This is a genomic window from Borborobacter xinjiangensis (assembly GCF_047739745.1).
Classification (GTDB): Bacteria; Pseudomonadota; Alphaproteobacteria; order Rhizobiales; family Rhizobiaceae; genus Pseudaminobacter.
Map to the genome: position 1 here is coordinate 18401 of NZ_JBLLVA010000034.1, position 21342 is coordinate 39742.

Genomic DNA, 21342 nt, shown 5'->3' on the forward strand with positions numbered 1-21342 from the left:
ATCCGGCCGATAGCCGATAGTACCGGCGCCTGATTCAGGAAGGAGGATAGATATCCGCCGGACCCGGCTCGTAAAGCGCCTTCCAAGCCGCTTCGCAACGGGCGACTGCGCATTGCTTACACGACAGCAGCCAAGCTCCATTCACGACAACAAAGGGGAACGTAATGCAAGCAACTCAGATGGATTTTACGGCGGATGCCGTGACGGAAAGTCTGGACGATAAAATCGACTTACTGGAATTTCTTCCCACGGGCGAACCGCTTACGCGCAAAGATGTGATCGTTCTGTGTCTTGGCGGCATCCTGGCGCCGGCACTCCTGCTGATTTGGGGGTGGGCATGAAAAGCGGCAATGTAGAGGGCGCACTCGATCAGTCCGTGGGAAGTTGGCCCGTACCACTGGCTCAGCGTACCTGGGGAGGTTGGCAGGCCGGAGCGGTATCGATCACAGCAGGTGTGGCAACCTGGTCTTTCGTGGTTGGAGGTTTCACCGCAAATTACGTGGATGCTCGTGAAGGCACCGCAGCAATGTTGGCGGGAGGTCTGATCTCACAATTCCTTATCAGTCTGGCTCAAATTCCGGCTATCACCAAATATGGTCTCGAGACTGTAAGCACGACCAAGCCGCAACTGGGTGCGCGCGGTTCAGCTTTCGCCTTGTTCATTCAGTATCTGACCCTGATTGGCTGGAATTGCGTTCTCATCATCTTTCTTGGACGTGCATTCTCCTCGACGTTGCTTCAACTGGGGCTGATAACGGGAGACATGCAAGGCAGCGTGGCGATCGTCGCTTCCGTGCTTGCCACCTTCGGTATCTGGGCGCTTTTGCTGCTTGGAGCAGAGGGGTTGAAATATACCGGCGTCATCGTGGCCATTGGAATATTCGTCATCGGCTCGTGGATGTATGTCCTGCTGCTTCAAACCTATGGCCTGTCGGCGATCGTAGAGGCGAAGCCGCTTGCGCCACTTCCGGACGGGCGATTGATGAACTATTCGATCGCCCTGGAAGTGCTGCTGGTTTCGACGCTTGGCTGGTGGGCTTATATGGGTAGCATGTTCAGGCTGGTGAACCGGGCTGGCAAGGCGATCTATCCGTCCATGGGGTCGCTCGGGCTGGGCTGGGCCGCAATCGGCCTGATCGGTCTCTACTCCGGTCTCGTCGTGGGCCAGCCTGATCCGGCGATCTGGATCGTGGAAGTTGCCGGCCCGGTGGCCGGTATCGTGGTTCTGCTTTTCGTCATCCTGTCGAATCTCGGATCTGCGCTTGTCGGCTCTCACGCCGCGGCACTCGGTATTGGCCAAATACCGCTCGTCGCCAAGAGCCTGTCATGGCCGGTCAAGACTTTCCTGGTCCTGACGCCGATGTTCATCGTTGAAATCTTTTTCTCGGCCGCTTTCTACGACAACATCGGTACATTCATGGCTTTTGTCGGCATTTTCATCGCGCCGCTGGTCGGCGTCCAAATCGTAGACTGGTTCGCGTTCAGGCGCATCGACACGCTCCATGTTCCTTCCCTGTTCCGGCACGACAAACGGTCATGCTATTGGTACAAGGGCGGCATCAATCCCCCCGGTTTCGTGGCCTTGGTTCTGGGAGCGCTGACCTACATCGCGCTGCTTGATCCTGTCTCGTTCGTCCCGAACATGGAACTGGTCCAGTACACGACGGCTTCGCTGCCATCGGTGCTGGTCGGAGCCCTGGTCTACTATCTGGGCATGAGACTATTCGGCGATATCAGCCCGGAGGCGAAGCGGGCGCGCTAGCGCCGTGCGTCCGAACGGACGCACAAAGGACGCTCACAGCTAACTCTTCGATCGTGCATCGGATCGAGCCGAAAATCGAATTCCACTTTTCGGTCCGATGCTCTTGCTGCGGCGCGCTGGCGCCGAGGTCATCCGACATCCAGCCGCGTCCGGGTCGATATCCGGGCGCGACATCTTCAGTCCGGACCTCATCATCCTTCTACAGATCGTTCGTTGGTGCCAACGGGCACCATTGCGACAGGTCCGGTAATGCAACCACACTTCCGACAGCGCCGAGGTGCGCCGCCCGCTGAGTGGCGACGAACTTGAACAGGAGGAGAACCCAATGTTGAAAAAAAACGACCAGGAATTCTTTGGATTGGAACGCTTCAACCCCGATGATGCGAGCCGCTCCTACACGCTTCCCGCCAATCTTTACTACGACCCGGAGGTCTTTGAGGTCGAGAAAGAGGCAATTTTCTACAAAACCTGGAATTTTGTCTGTGCCGCCAATCAACTAGAGGCGCCGGGCTCATACACCACGACGCGAATTGGCGACCAGAACATCGCCATCGTTCGCGGTCGCGACGGGGAAATTCGCGCGTTCCACAATGTCTGTTCGCACCGCGCCCACCAGTTGCTGAGCGGCGAGGGCAAGACGCGCATGATCGTCTGCCCCTATCATGCCTGGACCTATGAACTTGACGGCAAATTGCGGACGAATTCGATCGTGGAGACCGTGGACGGCTTTGCCACCGAAGAGTTCTGTCTAAAGCCGGTCAAGGTGGAAATTTTCCTTGGCTTCGTGTGGGTCAACATCGATCTCGACGCGGTTCCGCTTGCGGTGCAGTCCGGCGGCTTCGGGGATGACGTGCGCCGCTATGTCGACACCCCCGAAACCTTGAAGTTCGCCGGCCGACTCACTTTTGAAATCAAGGCAAACTGGAAGAACGTCGTCGAGAATTTCCAGGAGTGCTACCACTGCCCGCCGGCCCATCCGGCTCTGGTCGAACTGTTCGACCACGGCATCTACCGCACGAAGAACTACGGCATCTGTTCCAGTCACATCGCGCCGGCGCGCGAAGACAACTCCGCCTACAAGTTCGACGCCACCAAAAAGGGCAATCAGCTGATGTATGCCGCCTGGTTCCTGTGGCCGAACCTGACCTTCAACGTTTTCCCCGGCCGCCGCAACTTGTCATTCATGCACATCATGCCAACCGGCCCGGAGACGACCTTCGAGCATTGGGACTTCTTCCTTGAAGACGAGACCCCCAACGAGGAGGAGCTCGCGGCGATGGACTACATAAAGAACGTCCTTCAGCCGGAGGATATCGGTCTGGTCGAAAGTGTCCAGCGCGGTCTTCATTCGAAGGCCTACAGCCAGGGCCGGCTTGTCATCGACAAGGATCGCACCTCCAACAGCGAGCACGGCATCCATCATTTCCAGTCGATTTACTACAAGGCGATGACCGCAAACCGTTGATGAAACGATTGCTCGACGCTACCGGCGACGCTCGTCGCCGGTATTTAACCCCATTGACAAATCAGGACGCTCAGATGGCCCATAGAGTATCGATACGTCAGTTCGACTGCACGATCGATGTGAAGGATGGCCAATCCATTCTCGATGCCGCGCTGAAGGCGGGGCTGGACTATCCTTATGCGTGCCGTTCCGGCACCTGTTCTGCCTGCAAGACCGAACTTCTTTCGGGTGATGTCAAGCACCGGGCTTACGACGCGCTTGCGCTAAGCGAAACCGACCGGGCGGCCGGCATTATCCTGGCCTGCCGCGCCTGTCCCGTTTCCGATTGCGAGGTGGCGTTTCTCGAGGACGATGCTCTCGAATACACGCCACGAAAGGTGGAATGCACAATCTCGCATATCGAACACGCAACTCACGACGTGGCAGTCGTGCGGGCTATTGCACGCGATGGCACGGCAATACAGTTCGCGGCCGGACAGTTTGGTATGCTGAGCCTGCCTGGCCTGCCGCCGCGCGAATATTCCTTCGCCAACCGTCCCGGTTCGCTTGAGTTGGAGTTCCACGTCCGCTCGCGCCCGGGTGGACATGTCAGTGCGCACATCTTCGAACGCAGCCGAACCGGCGATCACTTCCTTCTCAGCGGGCCCTTCGGCAACGCCTATCTGCGAAAGGAGCACTCGGGGCCCATCATGCTTGTCGTAGGCGGCACCGGGCTGGCGCCCGCGATGTCTATCCTGCGGGAGTGCCTGGCGACACTGCCCGGACGCGAGATAAACCTTTTCTTTTCCGTAAGACAGGAGCGCGATTTATATTTCGGAGAGTTGCTGGAGCGCCTGTCGGAAGAACACTCGAACTTCAACTTCTTCCCGGTAGTATTCGATCCGGTCAATGGACATGCGCAATATCAAGGAAATGTCATCGAGTTTATGGAAAAGATCTCCCTGAATTTTTGTTCAGCCAAAGTGTATACTTGCGGTCCGCCGGGATTGGTGAGCGCCTGTCAGAGGTTTGTCACGCGGATGGGCACTCTGCCCGAGAACTGCCATGCGGATTCCTTCGTAAGCCAAGAAGAAAAAATCGCGAGCTAGGTCATGGCGAGCAGAGGCGAGTCTCTGTGCCCCGTCAAAAACTGGGGCTGGCTTTCCGACGGTAAACCGGCAGGTATTATCACGACGCCGAACGCCCTGCGGGCGGTGTGCATGTTTTCCAAAGAGTTTCGAATTGGAGCCGTAAGGGACCGATCAGCGACGACGGGCAGAACTGCGAGAACCTTGGCAGGATAAGCACAAGGAAATCGGTTATCAGCTGTCCGCAGGAAGTTGCAGGCAACCCCTTTCGGGAGATTGTTGCGTCCGAAAGCGGCACCCTGGCCGCAAAAGATGAGCGCTTGTTCGGTGCGTTCATGCGTTAGTCCTTAGCTCCACATCCGTGCTCCACGGCGGCCGAATTTGACCTCCGTAATCCTGTGACGGCGCGAACACTATCTCGCGCCGGCACAATTGGGCGAAAGACGGGTTAGGAAGTTGCCAGCCAGTGCGAGATCGCCACGACCGCGCAGCCGGCCGCCAACGCCACGAAAGGAAGGATCCCGGCCTTTGTCGAGGCGCCCTCTTCATGGCCCAGATACATGTCTTCCTTCATCGCTTCCGGGAAATGTCCTTTATCCTGGATGTAGTGGCGGAAAACGAAGACAGGCAGGATCAAGGCGGCGAAAAATAGGCCTGTGAGGAGCGTTCCCTCGCCCCAAATGTCAGCGCCCATGCCGAGGAACACGAGGTTCACATAGGCGAGGAATGTTCCGGCAGCCAGCAGCCAGTTCGGTGCGCGGAACGGGCGAGCCCAGTTCTTGCGGTCGATCCGATGGATCCAGCCCGAATTGAGGTTCATGAAGATGAAGATGATGTAACCGACGTTCGAGGCCGCGAGAATGAACACAACGTCGGAGAGCAGTAGCAAAATCAGGTTGAAGCCGAGGTCCGTCCACATGGCACGTGTCGGGGCGCCATGCTCGTTGACATGGTCAAGGTAGCGCGGAAGCCAGCCGTCGACAGCTCCCTGATAGAGCGTGCGCGAAGAACCGGCCATTGCAGTCATGATCGACAAAAGGAGCGTGCAAACCAGCATGACCACGATCACGTTGGTCATTATGCCGCCGGCATGGACCATAGCCGCCATCGCCTTGGCAACCCCCATGCCACTATAGATGTCTGGTGCCAGCATTCCGGAGAGACCAAGAACACCCTGGAAGGCAAGAGGAATGAGCGTGAAAATGGCAAGGCAGAACAGGCCGGAATAGAGCAACGCCTTGAACGTGTCGGCAGCCGGGTTCTTGAATTCGCGCGTATAGCAAACAGCCGTTTCGAAGCCATAAGTCGACCACGCCGCCATCAGCATGCTGCCTGCGATGACCACCACGCCTTGCCAGTTCCAAGCACCATTGACGGCGTTTCCGGCAGCATCGTGCGTGAGCGGAACGAACGGAGTGAAGTTTGAAGATACGACATCGCCGGTGATCAGCGGCACGATGCCGATAAGGATCAACGGTAGCAGCGACGAAACGGCAAAGATCTTCTGTAGGCGTGCCGTCGACAGAATCCCGCGGTGCTGAATGGCAAAGACTATCAGCATCAGGACGAGTCCGAGCAGGAACGTCGCGTTGACGCGCAAGGTGAGACCGGTGCGCAGCCACCCCAGATCGACCAAGGTCAGCTGCCAACTATTCACGACCGAGTCGGCCGGGAAAAGGACGCTGAGGATGTAACCCGCACCGAGGCTGACACCGATGGCCAGAACCGGCGACCAGGCGAACCAGTTGCACCACACCGAAATGGGAGCAAGCAATTTGCTATAGCGCACCCAGGCGATCGCACCATAGACGGACGCGCCACCCGACTTGTGCGGAAACAGGCTGGCGATTTCGCCATAGGTAAAGGCTTGGATGAAGCCCATGAGAATTGAGGCGGTCCAAACTGCAACCGACGCGTTCCCGGCCGTTGCGGCGATCGGCCCGATGGTGAACAAAACCAGAGCCGGCACGCCGCTCGTAACCCAGAAAGCATCAACCCATGTCAGCGATCGGATCAGGCGGTGATCCTCCTTCGCCGGCGCGTGTATGGCGATATCTGTCATATGCATTCCTCCTCCCGAGGCCCGCGCGGCTTGAGCTTTCTCCCGCTGGCGAGATCGGCTTAGTCCTTCGTCAGAACGTGTGCTGAAACGGCCTCCCGGACCGCGGCTGCTTTTTATCGTATCATTGTACGATATACAATGAGCTTTTTGGCAAAAACGTTTTACGTGGCAAGCGGAGAGCGGCACGCTAAGGCACTTGCAATTACTGTTATCCATCTGTGAAGTGTCGTATCGATGGCTATCAGGTGACGTGAAGCGATCCACCGCCGTCCAGAATTCATCGTATGATGGAACTATATTATCCGAGCTGCGGAGGAGGCGACCGGCAATCTCACCTGGTGCCGGCCACATTCCCGGGCATCGCCCGCCACCTTGGTTTGGTCGCGCCAATGAATTGCTTGCTACGGCGCACTTTCCCTGGGCGGAGCAGGCAATCGGAACCCTTCAGCGCCTACTGCTTCAAGCGGGCTTCCGGATCCAGGTCGCCGAAGAGCCGCATTCCGATATAGTAGGCAAGACCTCCGACCACGACAGACGGCAGGGAAGCCGTGGTGTATTGGACAATGTCCGAGTTTGGCACAAAGGTCACCGGATCAAGCAGCAGGACGTAGGTCAGCGCGCCAAGCGCCAGGGACAGCATTCCAACGATGTTGAAGCCGCCGAGGTACCAGTAGCAGGAGCGTCGGTCGTGTCTGAACAGCGAGGGAACGTGCAGCCGGTGGATGCGCTTGAACGCGAACCAGTCGACAATCTGGACGCCGACGATCGGTGCAATGAAGATGCCGATGAAGGCCATGAACGTACCGATATTGTCGTAAAACGCCGTGGAGAAGAACATTTCGACGATGAACATCGGAATGAGTACTGCGAACGTCTTGGAGGCCCAGGACAAATTCCTGGCGACTGCCGGAAGCTGCCCGAAGCCGAGAGTTGCAGCGTGGGCGCCGACAAGCGCGGAGCCCAAATTCGAAAGGATGACGAACGTCAAAACGCCGACGCCCGCGACGGGGCCTGCTATCTCGACGATCCACACCGTCGGATCCGGCTGGCCGACGACAAGCCCCGCGTAAAGTCCGATCAGCCCGACAGCGGCCCAGCCGAGGCCGAGCGAACCCATCGACGGATAGATCGCCTTGCTGGCCGTGCCGACCATTCGAAACATGCTGCCCATATAGGCCCACCAGCCGAGCGTTGAGACAAGCAGCACCTCGAGCGCCACCGAGTAGTTCATCAGCCTGCCTTGCGGAAGCGGCGCCACCGGCTTGGCGCTTGCGATCGCCGAAACGCCATATGTCTGAACAAGCAGCACATACATCCAGGTTCCGATAACAAAGATGCCGATGGCGACGACAACGCCAGTGTATTTGAGCCCTTCGGCACCCATCAGCAGCAAGACCCATATGCCGAACGTGGTGAGAACGGCTGCCGCTGTCGCGACCCCCTCCTGAATCTCAGCTGTGATCAGGCCCAGTTGCACAAGCGATGCACCGATGGCGCGGCCGAGAAAGATGATGAGCACACAATTCCAGCCGATCAGCGTCAGATACTGCACAAAAAGCGCAAAGGCGGAGCCGCGCGTGCCCAGCTGCGGCTTGGTCGTGGTCACCGTTTCGAGGCCGTATTTTGTAACGGGCGGAATCTGCGCCAGACTGATGAGGAACTGCGAGATCAATCCGCCGGCGAGCATTGCGGCGGTGCCCATCCGCGCATCAACATAGTTGGCGGTAAATCCCCCGACGACGAAGGACCAGGTGGCGACGCCTGCGGTGATCGATACCGCGCCGGCAAGCAGTCCGCCCCAGTTACGCTGCGACAGTGGAACAGGCAGACTACCGATCGCTTGATCCAGGTTGACGTTTGTGCCTGAGCCGCTCATGCCCACCCCCAAAGCAAGAGCAGGGCCGGCGCGACAATTCCGGTCAGCGCAAGCATCTTGAAGTCAAAATCTGTCAAATCCGTCCCTGCTGGCTCGAAAGCCAGAAAATCTATCTTGCGATCGAGATCGCTGTTCTCTGCAGCGATCGTTTCACCCTGTGTCACTCCCATTTTCCTCTCCTTTGCCCATGCGTTTCTTATGATTGATTACGGAGCAAGCCTTGCTTCAGAGAAATTACGCAGTTCGCTAGCCAAGGCTCCGGGATTGAAAGGTCTCTCTCCTCCTTGATTTCGCTCGCCTACGTCAGGCAAAGATTATAGTACTATTGTACAACATCAACAAGGCATTTTTGTCGGAACGCATGCGCATGCGCGACCTTTCGGCGGGGACTCCGCCGGAAGTGATTTTCATCAGGGCGGCGAGCGCAGGATCGCGCAGGCCGGATAAAAGAGCGATCTAGATGATTAATCAATTGTTATTAAACATTTTTATTCTTCGGCTAAGGAGCGGGGGCCCAGTCAATTCGCAGAACCTGGAACCACACCCGCGCTGGTTGTCTTCGCCGGATTGGGCTGAAGTTCGTAAAAATGGACTTGCTATTATCGTATAATGATACTATTTAAGCGCGGCATTGTCGATCAAATGTGACTTCACCCATAGACACCGAAAGAAAACGGGGAGGAAATATGAATTTATCGATGCAAAGGAGAGATATAGAAGCGGTTAGCAGGAAGCTGGTCGAGAATTTCTCGATAGAAGCGCTCCCGAAAGACGTGCAGAAGATTGACGATCTTCGGAACTATCTTTTGCATGGCACACGCGTTTACGTTGCTTACACTTCCGGCTCGACAAGCGAGATTGTCGACGCGGCAGAGAAGCTTCACCGTCAAGGCATGATTCCAGTGCCGCATATACCTGCGCGGCGGTTTGAAAGTCATCACGAACTGCGAGATTTCCTGGGCGCGCTGACCTCACGCGCCGCCGTCAAGGACGTGCTGCTGATCGGCGGCGACACTGCGCGCCCCTCAGGGCCGTATGCGGCATCGCTGGATGTACTGCGGACCGGAATGCTCGAGGACCATGGCATCGAGGCCGTCGGTCTGGCAGGTCACCCTGAGGGTCATCCTGTTGTGAGCCGCGATGAGCTTCACAATGCACTGATCGACAAATGCGAATATGCCTCCAAGGCCGGAATCGAAGTGTCGATCACCACACAGTTTCTGTTCGATACCGAGCGGCTTTTTGCCTGGCATGCGGACTTCGTGGAGGCGACAATGCCTGGTATCCCAGTCGATGTTGGCCTGCCTGGCCTTGCCAAGATGACCACACTGCTGCGCTTTGCCAAGGATTGCGGCGTCGGCGCTTCGCTTGGAATGCTGACCAGGAATGCTGGACGCGCCTTCAAACTCGCTACGGCGTTCTCTCCGGAAGACACACTCTTCGAACTCGCCAAGGGCGTACATCGAGCCGGCAATCCCATGTTCCGGTCGGTCCACTTCTATCCGTTCGGGAGCTTCGAACGCACCGCCGAATGGCTGAAATCGCTGCAGTCGAAACGCGCTTCCGCCGAAGAGCGAAGCATTGCGGCAGCCATTTAGGGCTTTGCCGCTGCAATTCATCATTCCATCTGTCGCCAAAAGGAGGAACTTTCATGACAGGCAATCTTACTCGTCTCGTCGTCTCGGCCCATGAGGAGCCAGGCTGGGACTACGGCACCATTCGCGGACCTTATTCGCAATTTCACATTGCCAACGGCGCCAAATATTGCGTCTACAACAACCGGCTGATGCCGGTGTCGCAGAAGATCGACCGCCTCGACGGCTACTGGGCGCTGCGCACCAAGGCCGGTCTCTTCGACACCGGAGAGCGTCCGATTCAGATCAGCGGGTCCGACGCCGCCAAGTTCTGCAACCGCGTCTTCACCCGCGACTGCGCCAAGCTAAAGCCCGGCCGTGCCGGCTACGGTCTGCTCTGCTATCCCAATGGCACCATCCTGTGCGACGGCGTGCTGATGCGGCTGGAGGAAGACACCTACTGGTATGTCCAGGCTGACGGTGGAGTCTTCTCCTGGTTCATAGCCCATTCGCAGGACCTCGATGTCGAGATCTCCGATCCGGATTCCTGGGTCACGCAGATCCAGGGCCCGGCATCGCTCGACATCCTGGCCAAGCTGAGCGACACCGGCGTGCCAGCCGACTTCAAATACTTCTCCGTCGCCAGAACCACCATCGGCGGCCAACCCGTGATCCTCTCGCGCACCGGCTGGACGAACGAGATGGGCTTCGAGGTCTACACCCTGCCTAACGGCGGCAAGTTCGACGGCGCGGCGATGTGGGAACGCTTCCTCGCCGCGGGCAAGCCGCACGGTATGGAAATCTGCGCGCTCGACAGCATGGACATCCGCCGCATCGAGGGCGGAATCCTCAATAATGGTTCGGACATGGATGAGACCATGACCCCGTTCGAGGCGGGCCTCGGCGCGTTCGTGGACCTCGGCAAGGACGACTTCATCGGCAAGGCGGCGCTGGCCAAGGCCACCGGCTCAAACCGTGTCGTCGGCCTCAAGTGCCCGGGCGGCGAGCCGGTCCGGCTTGGCGCCGTTTCAGTTGGTGGAAAGAAGGTCGGGTTCGTTACCGCTGGCTCATGGTCGCCCTATCTCAAGCAGGGCGTCGCCATCGTCCGCCTCGACAGCACCATGGCCGCGGGAACGGCGGTAGAAGTGCTCTGCCGGGACTGCAAATCGCATGCCGCCGTGCTCGACGACATGCCGCTCTACGACAAAGAAAAGAAGATTCCGCGCGGCCTTGAGCCGAGCATCCCGGTCCAGCACGCGGCCGAATGATGATCGGCCTCGGCTTGGCGCAGCCCGGCTGATGCTTTCTAGGTTGAACCGGACTGCAGGTGGCGTATCGCTCGCCGTCTGCAGTCCGCATCTTTTTGTGCCGACCTATGATTGCGGCACGCCGGCGCCCTCGCGCGAACGGCTTCGATTCAAGGCATTCTGACGCGCCACTGGAGCTATTGCGCGAAACCGTATATTGCCTGTGTATACACCGCAGGCAGGGGGCCGACGGATTCTATGCTTCATCGGTGTCGCGATATGTTACCGCAACCTGATTGCGCATGAGGAATATTTGAAATGCCAAAGTTGGGCATGGCGCCCATCCGCCGAAAGCAATTGATCGAAGCAACCTATCTCGTTCTGCATCGCGACGGCATTGACGACCTGACGCTCAAGAAGATTGCCGTGGAGGCCGGTGTAGCCACGAGCATCATCACCCACTATTTCGGCACCAAGGAAGCATTGATAGCCGACACGATGTCGGACCTGGTTGGCAGCCTCCTACGGGAGGTTCGCGACCGGCGCAGGCAGGCGACCAACACGATCGATGAGATCGTCGCGATCGTGGACGGCAACTTCGCGCCGTCGCAAGTGTCGCCGACCGCCGTCTCGGCGTGGCTCTATTTCTGGAGCCGCGTGCCCTACGATCCGACGTTCGAGCGCATGCAGCGCATATGCGACTACCAGTTGCGGAAGTATCTGACCAATTCACTCAAGGATATCGTCGCAAAAGAGGAAGCCGACGACATCGCCGAAACCGTCGTATGCTTGTCCTACGGCTTCTGGCTTCAGTTCGCCCACCGCCAGGGCGAGTTCGACGTTGCCCGCGCGCACCGCATGGCACTGCAGGTCATCGAAGCCCGAATCCAGATGGCGTGGCAGAAGAATCTCCATCTCGCCGCCCGAACCTCGCTAATTGGCAACGATTAGGTTTTTATTTCTTACTGATGTAAACTGTCTCGCCGATTTCGTCCGCCCAAACCGACAATCGGTCTGAATTCCGGCCGGAGTGCGCCATTTGTGGGGCGGAGGGCACGGTTGTGCTGGGCATCCCGACCGAGGGGAAGTTCCTGATCCACCGCTTGTGAGTCGCCTTCGGCCGCCATCCCGGGCTTGCATTGAAAGTGATCGAGGCCTTAGCCGTCATGTTACCGAATGGCTTGTGAGTGCCGGCTCGACGTCAGCGATGAGGTGGAGTCGCTACTGCTGTTCCTCTCAGACGGGATCTGGCTAGGCGTCGGCTCCGACCATACGGACCGCGAGGCCGAACCATTGACATCAACCTGTCCCAAACAGCTCTGTTCCAAGCCTGTGCGAAGGGATTTGTGGCTGTTGAACGAGGTGACAGGGCATTGGGAAAGACTGATCCTGCGCAGCCACATCGTCGAGGCGGGCCGGCGTATGCTTTAGCAGGAAGATAGCCTCAGAGAAATCCTGCATCCCGACATTCTTCTCGGCAAGTTGTTGGAAGACCTGCGTTCCCTGCCATCAGGTACTGCGTTCATGTGCGGGACACCACCAGCAAAGGGCGGCATCCGGCCCGCGTCGCCGTTGGAAATGGAACTTGAAGATCCTGTGTTGAACCGGACACGGCATGCCTACGATCTAACCACACTGTCACGTGAACGGTTCTGAGTAGCTTATCTAGACTAGATCGACGTGCGTCGTGACGAACGCATATTGTCGATCTATTTCTTTGTGTTGGAGCATCGTATTATCCGAAAATCGAATTCCTCTTTTCGGCCCGATGCTCCAGAAAAGATTTCTGATTCGACGGCCTGCCGCGGGTTGTGTTGCAAATTCACGGCAGGGATATATTTCGTCCACCTGGCCCAGTACGCCGCGGTTTCCAGCATCGAAATCAGATGCCGTTAAGGGCAAAACAAACGAACATGCTCCCCGTCGGTTAATTACTCCCTTGCATACGGCAAACCCAATCGCGCCGGTTGCCCGCTGCGGAAACGAAACCCCATGAGCAAGGCGATGGAGGCGAGATAGGGAAGGGCCAGAAGCAGCTGATGCGGGACTTGCGCGCCGACCACCTGAAGGTGTGTGGCGAGTGATTCCAGAAAGGCGAAGGCGGTGACCGCAACCAGCACGCCCTTGGGCTTCCAGTTGCCCGCAATCAGGGCGACGATGACAATCCAGCCGCGGCCGGCAGTAAAATCCGCGAGAAAGCGGTCGGAGAAGCCGAGCATGAGGAAACCTCCGCCCAGTCCGGTCATGGCGCTGCCGAGCATGACGGCAGCATACTGGCGCGCCGAGACGCTCAGGCCTTTGACATCGAGAGCCTTGGGGTTCTCACCAAGGCAACGTAGCTCCAGCCCATAACGGCTTCGGTAGAGCAGGAACCAGACCATCGGGACCGCAACAATTGCGAGATAGGTGAGCGCCCGCTGGGAGAACAGCACCGGCCCTATGAATGGAATGTCGGAGAGCACCGGTATCTCTACGTCCTGGAATCCAGAAAAGGTCGGCTGGGCACGGCCCTGGATGTAGCTTTGGAACCAATAGAGGGTGAGCCCGCCGGCCAACAGATTGAGGCCGAGGCCGGCGATAAAGTGATCTACCCGCAACGTCGCTGTGAGAAATGCGATGATCAGCCCCATCAGCGCGCCGGCAATGATAGCGGCGAACACGGCAAGCCAGAGCGAGCCGGTCGCGGTGGCGACGATATAGGCGGTGAAGGCCCCGGTAAGCATCGTGCCCTCAACGCCCATGTTCCAGATGCCGGCCCGCTGTGTGATGAGTTCACCGAGCGCGGAAAACAGCAGCGGCGTCATCAATCGGACGGTGGAGGCGAAGATGCTGATGAGGATCGCTTCCTGAAACAACTGGCTCATTGGACGGCAACCTTCACGACACGATAGCGCGCCAGTACGCCGGCGCAGAGAAAGAAGAACAGGGTGATGCCCTGCATGGCCGGTACGAGCGAGGCCGGCACGTCGCCAAGGACACGCATGTAGACCGCGCCGCTCGCAAGCCCGCCAAAGAACAGGCCGGCAAGCACCGTTCCGGCAGGGCTCAGCCCGCCGATCATGCCCACGATGATACCGGCATAGCCGAGACCTACGAGATTGTCCGCGCGCAATCGATGGGCGACGCCGAACAATTCGATCGCACCGGCAAGTGCGGCGAGCGCACCGCTTGTCATCATGATTACCGTGACGGTCCGGCTGATATTGACACCCTTGTGACGCAGCGCCACCGGATTGTAGCCGATGCCACGGATCTCGTAGCCGAGCGGCGTGCGCGCCAGAACAAGCGCACAGATGGCGGCTGCGAGGAAGGGCAACAGCACGCCGGCATGCAGCCTTCCGCTACCGAGCAGCCCCGGCAGGAAAGCTTCGTCGGGCAGCGTTGGCGACTGGTGGTAGGAAACTGTGCCGCCGCTTTCGCCCCACAGCCCGCCCTGCAGCAGCCACGACAGAAGATAGATGACTAGATAGTTGAGCATCACCGTCGAGATGATCTCGTTCACGGCGAAGCGGTTACGCAGGACGGCGGCAAGCCAGCCCACGAACATTCCCGCCGCCATGCCAAAGGCGAGCGCACCGGGGAAGAACAACAGCGGCGGCAAGCCCGCGAGCAGCTGTGCACCCAGATAGCCACCCATGGCGCCGGCGAACACCTGGCCTTCCTGGCCGATGCTCCATATCTGGGCGCGGAAGGCGATGACGGTGGCAAGTCCGGCGAGGATCAGCGGGGTCGCCTTGACCAGCGTCGTCGCAAGAGCTTTGGGCGATCCCGCGGCACCTTGCAGCAGCGCGCCGAAGACCTGGAGAACATCGGCGCCGGTCGTTGCGAGAAGTGCGCCTGAAACCGCGAGCCCTGCAGCTATGGCCATGATGAAGCAAGTGGCGGTCCACAGCGCGTCCGCCTCCAATCTGCGTTCGAAGCGGATCATGCCGGAACCCTTTCCTTGCGTGATACCGCCTCTTCGCGGCGGCCGGCCATCATGACGCCAACCTCGGCAACACTTGTCTTCTTGGGATCGACGATGCCCATGATCTCGCCCTTGAACATCACGGCGATGCGGTCCGCGAGGTTGAACAGATCGCTCAGTTCCTCCGAGGCGAGCACGATGGCAAAGCCCTCGCTGCGCTTTCTGAGCAATTGTGTCTGCACATATTCGATCACGCCGACATCAAGGCCGCGGGTCGGCTGGTTGGCGAGCACGAGACCGGATGCATGCAGGAATTCACGGGCGATGATGATCTTCTGCGCGTTGCCACCCGACAGCTTTCTCGCCACCACATGTTCGTCTCGGGTGGCGATCTGATAGTCTGCAATCATCGAGCGCGTGAGATCGGTGATCGCCCGGCGATCCATCAGCGGGCCCTTGCAATATTTCGGGCTTCGCTGCCAGCCAAGCACGATGTTTTCGGCGACGCTGAATTCGGGCACCAACCCTTCGCGGAAGCGGTCGTCGGGAATATGCCCCACCCCGCGATCCATCATGCAGCGTGGCGACATGCCCGCCACTTCCTCTCCCTTGAGCCTTATCGTGCCGGATGCGGGCCTGCGTACGCCGGACAAGACTTCGAACAGTTCCTTCTGCCCGTTGCCGGCGACGCCGGCGATGCCCAGGATCTCGTGTCGCGCCACTGAAAACGAAACGTCCCTGAGCACCGTTTCGCCCCAATGGCCGCGAGCGGACACACATTCGACGGCCAGCACCGTCTCTCCCGGTTGCAGTTCGCGCTTTTCCACGGTGAAGGAAACCTCGCGGCCGACCATTAACCGTGCCAGTTCGTCCGGCGTCGTCCTGCATGTGTCGAGTGTTGCAACCACCCTGCCCTTGCGCAAGATCGTCACTCTGTTCGACTGCATGACTTCCGTCAGCTTGTGGGTGATCAGGATGATCGACATACCGCGCGCGCACATCTTGCGGACGATGTCGAACAGAATGCGAGATTCGCCCGGCGTCAGCACTGCCGTCGGCTCGTCGAGAATCAGAATTTGGGCGTCGAGATAGAGCGCCTTGAGGATTTCGACCCATTGCTGACGGCCGACAGGAAGATCCCAGACATAGGCTTCGAGATCGAGGTCGATGCCGTAGGTTTCGCATATGCCTGCGATCTTTTGCCGAGCCTCGGCAGCGTTCAGCCGCCATCCCGAGCGCTGGGTGCCGACAATGATGTTCTCAAGCACGGTGAATTCAGGCACCAGCACGAAATGCTGATGCACCATGCCAATGCCTCGACCTATGGCATCCATTGGCGAAGCGATGTGGACCGGTTGATCTCCGAGGAATATCTCGCCCTTTTCAGGACGGTACAGGCCGAAGAGGCAGGACGAGAGCGTCGACTTGCCGGCGCCGTTCTCGCCGAACAGGCAGTGTATTTCACCGGCGCGAAGGTCGAAGTCGATGTTGTCGTTGGCGGTGACTCCGGCGAAACGCTTGGTCAAACCCTCGACACGCAAGGCTGTGGACATGGCTGTTCTTCCAGAAGCTGTGAGGCGGAAACCGCCACGGGAAGTCGCCCGTTGCGGCAGAAGTTGGCGGCGACTTACTTCGCCTTGGGATCGGACACGTCCAAGGGCACTTCAAAGCTGCCAGCCAATATCTTGGTTTTGAACTCCTCGACCTCGGCCTGGACCTTCTCCGGCACCTTCGCCTGGAGATCATGGAAGGGTGCCATGGCGGCGCCACCCTCCTTCATCGAGAACCAGTGCTTCTGCGTATTGCCGGCGTAAGGCTCCCCCTCAGCCTTGTGAGCCCACCACTCGTCCACGATCCATTTGATATCGGGATCCCACTGCGCCAGCGCGCTCGACAGCACCGTGGAGGGAGAGAAGGACTGCTGGTCCTGGAAGTTGCCAAAACACAGGATCTTGGCTTCCTCGCAAGGCTTGAAGTTGCCAGTGAGTTGAAAGACGAGGTCCGCCCCCGTGGCGATCTGGGCTTTGGTGTATTCGCCGGCCTTGGCGGGATCGTACCAGGACTGGATGAAGGCGACGCTGCGCTCGACTGCTGGGTTCGCGGCCTTGGCGCCCGCGAAGAAAGCGTTGATCTCATCGTTGATGTCATCGGCCGGGAAAGTTCCAACCGCGCCGAGCTTGTTTGACTTGGTGAGCTTACCAGCGACATACCCAAGCAGATAAGCCGGCTCATGCACGCGCTTATAGACCCAGTACTGATTACCGCCGAGCCCTTCGTTTCCGGAGCCCACCACTACGAAGAGGACCTCGGGAAACTCCTCGCGCAGCTTCTTCACCTGGTCGGAATAGGTGCTGTGCGCCCAGATGATGTCGTATTCGCCGCTTTCGGCAAACAACCGCATCGCATCGCCAGCATCGTCGCCCCATAGCGGGTCGGTGTATTTCCAGGTGATATCGAGCCCATGCGGCTTGGCGGCCTTTACGCGTTCAAGTGCCTCGATCAGCGTACCGTCCCAGCCACTTTCAATGCCGGCCGACAGGATGACGGCGATGTTGAGCTTGTCCGGATCGGCCGCGAAGGACCTTTCAGGACTGCCGCAGACGGTGACAACGACAAGCGCCGCCAGCACCGCCAGCCTTCTGGCAAGATATGCGAACATAGTATTCTACCTCCCACCGGTATTGTTATTTTGGTTGCGTTCGTCTCCGGGCAGTTGCATCTCGCTCTACGACAGGCGCCTCCTTCGCCCCGCCCGTAGACCGTCGATTTTCGAGCTTGCTGCCGCTCAACTCCAATCGTTCGAGCTCTCCTGTCCTTACAGATCCAGCACCAGTTCATCGGTCTGCGCGCGTGAGCAGCACAGTGTGATGTGGTCGGCGCGCTGCTTGTCGGTCAGCACCAGGTCGCGATGATCGACCTCGCCTGAAACGACCCGCGTCACGCAGGTGCCGCAGATGCCCTGCTCGCAAGAGACCGGTACAAGGAAGCCGTTTTCGGCCAGAACTTCGACGATGCTTCGCCCAGGTGCGATTTCGAAACTGCGGCCGTCACGCGCAAGTTTGACGGTGAACGGCATGTCACCAGTGGCCGGAGGCGTGGAAATGTTGGCGAAGTACTCGCGATGCACGGCTTCCGCTGGCCACGTCGCCTTCGCCTTGGCGACGATCACATCGAGAAATCCTGACGGACCGCAGGCGTATAGATGCCCGCCCGCTGGTCGGCGTGCGAGCAGATTGCCCAAGTCCAGTATCTGCTCCGCCGGACCATCGTCCAGGTGGAAGTAAACCTTGTCGGCAAAGGGCGATGCTTGCAGCTCATCGCGGAAGGCCATGCGTTTCGCATCGCGCGCGCAATAGTGGAATGCGAAGTCATGGCCGAGCGCATTGAGACGATAAGCCATCGCGATAATCGGCGTGACACCGATTCCACCGGCAACCAGCAATGAGAAGGGTGCGGTCTCGTCGAGCTCGAAAGCGTTGCGGGGCAGGCTTGTCTCGATTGTGTCGCCAGCGGCGAGCCGCTCGTGCATATAGGCCGATCCGCCGCGCCCCATCGGCTCGCGCAATACGCCGATGGCATAGCGATGCCGTTCGCTCGGATCGTTACGCAACGAATATTGCCGCGTCAGCTTGCCGGGCAGGAATACGTCGATATGCGAACCGGCGGTAAAGGCCGGCAGGTCGGAGCCATCCAGCGACACTAGGTCGAAGGCGGCGATACCTTCGGCGCAAACCCTTTTGCTTGCTACGCGCAAGCGAAGCCTCGCGTCGGTCCCCGCCGGACGAGCGGGCCTCAACCCGGACATCGGAACAGCCATGGTCACGACAAGCGCCCGTGTGGCTGCTTCGCGGCGCTTTGCGCAGCGGCGGTCCGCAGCCCGTCCGAAAGACGGGACAAACATCCCAAGCGGCTTAGGAAAATTGCGTCACACCGGTCGGACATGGCGTTTCCTAATATTTCCAGTTGCGATGGCCTTCAGGCTCAACTCGAAATCGGCGCGCCAAGACCAAATTTCGCGACCAAGCCCCGGCGATATTCGAGAGACATGCGATCCGAGGGCACGTGGATTTCTTCGCTCAGATCGAGCGGCAGTTCCTCGGGATGCTGCTCCTCGACCATCGGCTTGTCCTCGTCATTGATGAGCAGCGAGTCCTTGATCCAGTATTCTGCGTCCGGCTCACCGGTGGAGTCGGTCATCAGCTGGAAGATGCGCGTTTCGCGCGCAGACACCGGGCAGACCGTGTCGGCGAAATAGACGACATAGTCGGAGCCTTGTGGGGCGATCTTGATCAGCGTCGAGAATGGATAGGTCAGTTCATAGGTATATACGACATCGCGTTCGTCACCCTCGACGCCGTCGTCGAAGCGGTTGAAGCCTTCGTGGTAAGGCAGTTCGAAACGCAGGCCATAATCGGTCTGCTCGACGTCATATGGCGGAATCGGATCGGCGGTGCTGCCCCCGAAGCTCTTTGTGTGCACCCAAGGGAAATGGGCCACGTCATTGAAGTTCTCGACATGACGGCTCGCCGCCGCGTACCAGGTGCCGTTCGGCACATAAACCTTTCTGAAGTCGGGATTCGAAACGCCCTCCCAATCCGGCAGTTGCCAGATCGGCTCGTGCTTGAGGCAGGCCCAGACGATGCCATAGCGCTCGACAGAGGCGTAGGTTTCAAGCCTGAGCTTGGGCGGAATGCGACCTTCTGAATTCGCAATTGACGGTATCTTCGAGCAGGCGCCGTCATATCCGAAATGCAGCCCGTGCATTGGGCAAACGATTTGGTCGTCGACCATCCAGCCGGCGCTGATGCGGGTACCCCGATGCGGGCAGAGGTCGCGCGCTACGGTGATACCGGCGGACGTCCTGTAGATTACCAGATCGACGTCGAGCAGCCTGGCACGCACCGGCTGTTCGCCGATGTCGTGGACGAACGCCACCGGATGCCAGAACGATGCAAGGATATGCCAGTCGCTGGCCGAAAAGGTGCAGCCGCGCGGGAGGTCGTTTCTGGTGTTGGAATTGTTCGCTGGTAGAAACACGTCTTCCCTCCCGAGGATGCGCCTGCTGCTTACCCGAACCGCCTTGAGGTAGTTTCGAGTTGGAGGGAGTATTCCGCAGCCCACTTTATTACGGAATGCCTCAAGCGTCCGAATGCATATCTGCAGTTAAGCTCGGGTTCATCTAGTCTTTGAACGACCGTGACGGCCGTGGTACGAAAGGATACGGATCGGCAAGCGGGATCTTTGCTATGCGAGCATTCATCGATGGCGGACGCGGTTTCTCATTCGGCGAAGCGATTTATCCGGCGGGTGGGGTCTATGGTCCGTTGAAGGACCGTTACGTGACGCTTCTCATTATTCACGAGGGCAAGGCACGCGTCTTCTGCGACGAGGCCGAGACGATAATGGGTCCGCGCAGTTGCGGCTTCTTCCGCAACGAGCAACACCTGTTTATCGAATACATCGAAGGCCGGAACACACGCGTGAGCTGGTGCGAAGGGCATGCCGGCGAGATTTCAGATGCGATCGCCGTGCGGTTGCGCTCTTTGAAGCCGCGCATTCCGCTATCGCAGCGGATCGAAATCCTTCAGCGCCTGGGCGTCGAACTCGGTGCCGGCTCCAGCTCCAACCTCAACATGCTGCGCAATGCTTTGGGCGAATCGATTTTTCTCGCTTATTTTCATGAAGCGCAGATGTCCGAGCAGGAACGGCTGACGCCGCGCTCGGTTCAGCGCGCGCGCTTCTACATCGATGAGAATTACGAAAAGCAGATCACGATCGATCGGCTCGCCGCACTTGTCGGCGTGACGCCACAGCATCTGGTCTCGTCCTTCCGCAAGCATATCGGCGTGACCCCTATCCGCTATCTGTGGCAGGTGCGTTGCGCACGCGGTCATTTTCTGTTGCTGCAGACGGCGCTGCCAATTTCGGACATCGCGTATAAATGCGGCTACAAGAATCCGTTCCACTTCTCACGACAGATATCGGAGCAGTTCGGCATGTCGCCGAGCGAGGTACGCGCCAACAAAGGTTACCACATTGCAAGCGATATCGCCGAGGGTGCTGGCGACACGGCATATGGCATGGCCCTGCCGGAGTTGAATTCAATCCTGACAAAGTGAGCGGCTCAACAATTATCTGATCCGGCAGCCACACGCAGACCGACGGCACGACGAGGCACTGAGCGAGCCCTTGTCGCGCCGCCGGTCGAACGCCGTGGCATTGGGAACACGCGGGTCAAGCCGGGAGGTTTGAGAGCCCGCGAAACGCCCTGGCGTTTTGATAACCCGGCCTCCGCCGGGCTGGATGGCATCACTCTTAATAGAGCACGACGCTTCTGATGCTTTCGCCGCGGCGCATCAGCTCGAAGCCCTTGTTGATGTCT

The 21342-nt window shown here is 58.8% G+C and carries 17 protein-coding genes and 1 pseudogene; 9 read left to right on the plus strand and 9 right to left on the minus strand.

What is annotated here, in order from left to right; all coding sequences use genetic code 11:
• The first annotated feature begins 164 nt into the window (after positions 1-164).
• From ACLKMW_RS23195 to ACLKMW_RS23210, 4 genes are all read left to right on the plus strand, one after another.
• Positions 165-341, plus strand: a complete 177-nt coding sequence (locus tag ACLKMW_RS23195) for a hypothetical protein (protein ID WP_415726899.1) — start codon at positions 165-167, stop codon at positions 339-341.
• Positions 338-1762: a cytosine permease gene (locus ACLKMW_RS23200; RefSeq protein ID WP_415726900.1), complete on the plus strand. Its 1425-nt coding sequence runs from the start codon at positions 338-340 to the stop codon at positions 1760-1762. Before ACLKMW_RS23195 ends, ACLKMW_RS23200 begins: the two co-directional genes overlap by 4 nt.
• Positions 1763-2087: 325 nt before the next feature.
• The gene (locus ACLKMW_RS23205) at positions 2088-3227 is read left to right on the plus strand and encodes an aromatic ring-hydroxylating oxygenase subunit alpha (RefSeq protein WP_415726901.1); all 1140 of its coding nucleotides are present in this window, start codon (positions 2088-2090) and stop codon (positions 3225-3227) included.
• Positions 3227-4315 (plus strand): 2Fe-2S iron-sulfur cluster-binding protein, encoded by a 1089-nt coding sequence (locus tag ACLKMW_RS23210; protein ID WP_415726902.1) that lies wholly within the window; start codon positions 3227-3229, stop codon positions 4313-4315. Before ACLKMW_RS23205 ends, ACLKMW_RS23210 begins: the two co-directional genes overlap by 1 nt.
• Before the next feature lie 427 nt (positions 4316-4742).
• Here ACLKMW_RS23210 and ACLKMW_RS23215 read toward each other — a convergent pair whose 3' ends face one another.
• The 3 genes from ACLKMW_RS23215 to ACLKMW_RS23225 form a co-directional block, all read right to left on the minus strand.
• On the minus strand, positions 4743-6356 hold the full coding sequence (locus ACLKMW_RS23215; protein ID WP_415726917.1) for an APC family permease: 1614 nt from the start codon (positions 6354-6356) through the stop codon (positions 4743-4745).
• A gap of 451 nt (positions 6357-6807) precedes the next feature.
• A complete protein-coding gene (locus ACLKMW_RS23220; protein ID WP_415726903.1) occupies positions 6808-8232 on the minus strand; it encodes a cytosine permease in 1425 nt (474 codons plus the stop codon).
• Positions 8229-8402, minus strand: coding sequence for a hypothetical protein (locus tag ACLKMW_RS23225; protein WP_415726904.1), 174 nt, complete (start codon positions 8400-8402; stop codon positions 8229-8231). Before ACLKMW_RS23225 ends, ACLKMW_RS23220 begins: the two co-directional genes overlap by 4 nt.
• A 528-nt stretch (positions 8403-8930) precedes the next feature.
• Here ACLKMW_RS23225 and ACLKMW_RS23230 point away from each other — a divergent pair.
• The 4 genes and pseudogenes from ACLKMW_RS23230 (at position 8931) to ACLKMW_RS23245 (ending at position 12709) form a co-directional block, all read left to right on the plus strand.
• Positions 8931-9830, plus strand: coding sequence for a methylenetetrahydrofolate reductase (locus ACLKMW_RS23230; protein ID WP_415726906.1), 900 nt, complete (start codon positions 8931-8933; stop codon positions 9828-9830).
• A gap of 53 nt (positions 9831-9883) precedes the next feature.
• Complete coding sequence (locus ACLKMW_RS23235) at positions 9884-11074, plus strand: aminomethyltransferase family protein (protein ID WP_415726907.1); 1191 nt, start codon at positions 9884-9886, stop codon at positions 11072-11074.
• Between the two features lie 297 nt (positions 11075-11371).
• Positions 11372-12004 (plus strand): transcriptional regulator BetI, encoded by a 633-nt coding sequence (betI, locus tag ACLKMW_RS23240; RefSeq protein WP_415726908.1) that lies wholly within the window; start codon positions 11372-11374, stop codon positions 12002-12004.
• 225 nt (positions 12005-12229) lie between these two features.
• A pseudogene (locus ACLKMW_RS23245) lies at positions 12230-12709 on the plus strand (DUF2848 family protein).
• Between the two features lie 275 nt (positions 12710-12984).
• Here ACLKMW_RS23245 and ACLKMW_RS23250 read toward each other — a convergent pair.
• The 6 genes from ACLKMW_RS23250 to ACLKMW_RS23275 all read right to left on the minus strand — a co-directional run bounded on the left by ACLKMW_RS23250 (position 12985) and on the right by ACLKMW_RS23275 (position 19997).
• On the minus strand, positions 12985-13917 hold the full coding sequence (locus ACLKMW_RS23250; RefSeq protein ID WP_415726909.1) for an ABC transporter permease: 933 nt from the start codon (positions 13915-13917) through the stop codon (positions 12985-12987).
• Positions 13914-14981 carry an ABC transporter permease gene (locus ACLKMW_RS23255; RefSeq protein WP_415726910.1) on the minus strand — a complete coding sequence of 356 codons (1068 nt, stop codon included), beginning with the start codon at positions 14979-14981 and terminating at the stop codon, positions 13914-13916. The genes ACLKMW_RS23250 and ACLKMW_RS23255 overlap by 4 nt, the downstream gene beginning before the upstream one ends.
• Positions 14978-16513 carry an ABC transporter ATP-binding protein gene (locus tag ACLKMW_RS23260; RefSeq protein WP_415726911.1) on the minus strand — a complete coding sequence of 512 codons (1536 nt, stop codon included), beginning with the start codon at positions 16511-16513 and terminating at the stop codon, positions 14978-14980. The genes ACLKMW_RS23255 and ACLKMW_RS23260 overlap by 4 nt, the downstream gene beginning before the upstream one ends.
• Before the next feature lie 74 nt (positions 16514-16587).
• A complete protein-coding gene (locus ACLKMW_RS23265) occupies positions 16588-17619 on the minus strand; it encodes a BMP family lipoprotein (RefSeq protein ID WP_415726912.1) in 1032 nt (343 codons plus the stop codon).
• Between the two features lie 156 nt (positions 17620-17775).
• Positions 17776-18714 (minus strand): PDR/VanB family oxidoreductase, encoded by a 939-nt coding sequence (locus ACLKMW_RS23270; RefSeq protein ID WP_415726913.1) that lies wholly within the window; start codon positions 18712-18714, stop codon positions 17776-17778.
• 227 nt (positions 18715-18941) lie between these two features.
• On the minus strand, positions 18942-19997 hold the full coding sequence (locus tag ACLKMW_RS23275) for an aromatic ring-hydroxylating oxygenase subunit alpha (RefSeq protein ID WP_415726914.1): 1056 nt from the start codon (positions 19995-19997) through the stop codon (positions 18942-18944).
• 209 nt (positions 19998-20206) lie between these two features.
• On the opposite strand from ACLKMW_RS23275, the gene ACLKMW_RS23280 reads away from it, so the two are divergent.
• Positions 20207-21079, plus strand: coding sequence for a helix-turn-helix domain-containing protein (locus ACLKMW_RS23280; RefSeq protein WP_415726915.1), 873 nt, complete (start codon positions 20207-20209; stop codon positions 21077-21079).
• Positions 21080-21342: the final 263 nt, after the last annotated feature.